This is a genomic window from Microcoleus sp. B4-C1 (assembly GCF_036705285.1).
Lineage (GTDB): Bacteria > Cyanobacteriota > Cyanobacteriia > Cyanobacteriales > Microcoleaceae > Microcoleus.
Genome location: NZ_JAUBUC010000193.1, coordinates 1 through 2,750 on the forward strand (window position 1 = coordinate 1; position 2,750 = coordinate 2,750).

A 2,750-nucleotide genomic window follows, 5' to 3' on the forward strand; every position below is an offset into this window, starting at 1 on the left:
GTCCTTTTTGGACGGGCGGGACGCCCATCCCACAATAACAATTAAAATTGTAAGTTATTTAATTCGCGATCCTAAGCATCTACTTTGTACCTTTATTGACAAGTTAGATTTAGACCCGGATTTGATGTTAAACCATCCTAAGCTTCCTTCAGTCTTGTCTTATGGTACTTTGGCTGCTTAAAAACAGTCCGGAGTATTGATTCACCAATTGACAGAGGAATGTTGTATAATCTACATTCAAAACAACCAATTTCTGCACCCCTTAAGTCAAAATTGATATGACAGAGAAATCCCACATTTTTTTAGCTGGTGCTAGTCGAGGCGTCGGCTTAGAAATCGCGAAATGTCTGACAGCACAAAAGATGCAAGTAACAGCACTTTTGCGATCGCCCGCAACCAGCACCGAATTAGAAGCAATGGGCATCAAAGTCCTGACTGGCGATGCTTTGGATGCTGCAGCTATGGAAGCTGCGATGGCTGGCGGTGAGCCAATTCATGCCGTAATCAGCACAATTGGCGGCTTGCCCAAAGATGGGGAAAGAGCCGATTATTTGGGCAACAAAAACTTGATTGATGCGGCCGTCAAAGCAGGCGTGCAAAAATTTATTTTAGTTTCATCAATCGGCAGCGGTAATAGTGTCGGCGCTTTGCCGCCCCAAGCTTTAGAAACTTTGCGCCCGGTTTTAATTGAAAAGGAAAAAGCCGAAAATCATTTGATAGAAAGCGGGATGATTTATACAGTGATTCGTCCGGGCGGACTCAAATCGGAACCTGCCACAGGCAACGGTATTTTAACAGAAGATTGTCGAGTTGCTGGAACTATTCACCGGGCAGATGTCGCGCAGCTAGTTTGTCAGTGTTTAGTTTCTGATGCTGCTAACAATAAAGTTTTGTCGGCGGTAGATAAACAGATGGTTTACGGCAATCCAGAATTTGAGGTATTAACTTTCGAGGGGCGGGCTTAGCGCAAAAATAAGCTGTCGGGCATCTAAATTATATTTTTTGGGCGGGCTAGAAGCCCAACCCCTACTCCCCACAAGAAAATTGAACTTTTGTGGAACAGGCCGGAAAGCCTGTTCAAAAAAATCCTGCGCCCACCCGATAGGAAAATTGAACTTTTGTGGAACAGGCCGGAAAGCCTGTTCAAAAAAATCCTGCGCCCACCCGATAGGAAAATTGAACTTTTGTGGAACAGGCCGGAAAGCCTGTTCGGGCGGGCTAGAAGCCCAACCCCTACTCCCCACAAGAAAAATCAATTCTTGTGGAACAGGCATCTTGCCTGTTCAAAAAAATGGTGCCTGATATGAGTAAAACCCGATCGCACTCAAGAATCGAAAGGCTTAATCCACGATCGCCCGATCGCCCAATCCAGAACCAAACCCGCGATCGCAAATAATACCACACTCTCGACACCGCGAACCGCAAACGGCAATAACTCCTGTAGGGCGGGCATCTTCCCCGATTCAAAAAACAATCCAGCATCCAACTGTCCAAAAGCCCGCACCAACCCAAAAGCCAACACCGCACCAGATTTAAGCTGCGCGTTAACATCTCGGCGAATCGCATAGCGGTAAGTCACGCCGAACAAAAAACCGCCCAAAAGTGCGATCGTCCCTCGGGCGGCAAAATTTAGGTCAATTTCCCTTACCTGCAAACTCGCCAGAGAATCCAACCTATCCGCCAGAATTAAGCTATTACCAAGGGCGATCGCCCCAAAAGCCAGCAAACAAGACAAAGCAGCAACACTCCCTGCCTTCAAAGATTCTACCCGTTCAGCCGCACTAAAATTTGACGAATCCTTCACAGCGCCCTCATTTCAAAAATGGCTCAAATTGACTTATCATAGGGGTTGGAGTCACTTTGTACAGTTTGTTCAATAAATAGCTATGGATATTTTGTCACTCGGTTGGGTTTCGGTGCTAGTTCTGTTCTCCTTCTCAATTTCAATGGTCATTTGGGGACGCAACGGTTTCTAGATTCCAGAATAGCTTGCGGGGCCAGCTTTTTAACTGCCCCGCATTTTTTTAAATCCTATTTAACCAAATCAAAATAACAGGAGTTGGAAACATGACAGCAAAAAAAATATTAATGTTAGTCGGCGACTTTGTAGAAGACTACGAAGTAATGGTTCCTTTCCAAGCACTGCAAATGGTAGGCCACACCGTCCACGCCATCTGCCCGGACAAAGCAGCAGGCCAAACAATTCGCACCGCAATTCACGACTTTGAAGGCGATCAAACCTACAGCGAAAAACCCGGTCACAACTTCACTTTAAACGCGACTTTTGACGAAATCAACCCCGCCGACTACGACGCTTTGATTATCCCCGGAGGACGCGCCCCAGAATACATCCGCCTCAACGAACAAGTGCTGCAAATTACCCGCTACTTTGCCAACAGCAAAAAGCCGATCGCCTCTATTTGTCACGGCTTACAGGTTCTAACAGCAGCAGGCGTACTCGAAGGCAAACGCTGCACCGCATACCCCGCTTGCAGCCCCGACGTACTCCGGGCCGGCGGCAAATATACAGAAGTTCCCGTTACCGAAGCCGTAGTCGATGGCAATTTAGTCACCGCCCCCGCGTGGCCAGCACATCCTAACTGGCTAGCTGAATTCCTGAAAGTTTTGGGAACGAAGATCGAACATTTAGATAGTCATTAGTTATTAGTCATTAGTTAGGATCGCGAATTAAATAACTTACAATTTTAATTGTTATTGTGGGATGGGCGTCCCGCCCGTCCTTTTTGGAC

At 46.7% G+C, this 2,750-nt stretch carries 4 protein-coding genes and 1 pseudogene; 4 read left to right on the forward strand and 1 reads right to left on the reverse strand.

What is annotated here, in order from left to right:
• Positions 1 to 181, forward strand: a pseudogene (locus tag QUB26_RS31545) (hypothetical protein); the annotation flags it as partial.
• A gap of 97 nt (positions 182 to 278) precedes the next feature.
• The gene (locus QUB26_RS31550; RefSeq protein ID WP_333321244.1) at positions 279 to 965 is read left to right on the forward strand and encodes an SDR family oxidoreductase; all 687 of its coding nucleotides are present in this window, start codon (positions 279 to 281) and stop codon (positions 963 to 965) included.
• 359 nt (positions 966 to 1,324) lie between these two features.
• Here the strand turns inward: QUB26_RS31550 and QUB26_RS31555 are convergent, their stop codons facing one another.
• The gene (locus QUB26_RS31555) at positions 1,325 to 1,804 is read right to left on the reverse strand and encodes a hypothetical protein (protein WP_333321246.1); all 480 of its coding nucleotides are present in this window, start codon (positions 1,802 to 1,804) and stop codon (positions 1,325 to 1,327) included.
• Positions 1,805 to 1,886: 82 nt separating this feature from the next.
• Here QUB26_RS31555 and petN point away from each other — a divergent pair, with 82 nt between their 5' ends.
• Positions 1,887 to 1,976 carry a cytochrome b6-f complex subunit PetN gene (petN, locus tag QUB26_RS31560; protein ID WP_071883976.1) on the forward strand — a complete coding sequence of 30 codons (90 nt, stop codon included), beginning with the start codon at positions 1,887 to 1,889 and terminating at the stop codon, positions 1,974 to 1,976.
• Between the two features lie 91 nt (positions 1,977 to 2,067).
• The gene (locus tag QUB26_RS31565) at positions 2,068 to 2,661 is read left to right on the forward strand and encodes a DJ-1/PfpI family protein (protein WP_333202231.1); all 594 of its coding nucleotides are present in this window, start codon (positions 2,068 to 2,070) and stop codon (positions 2,659 to 2,661) included.
• The last annotated feature ends 89 nt before the right edge of the window (positions 2,662 to 2,750 follow it).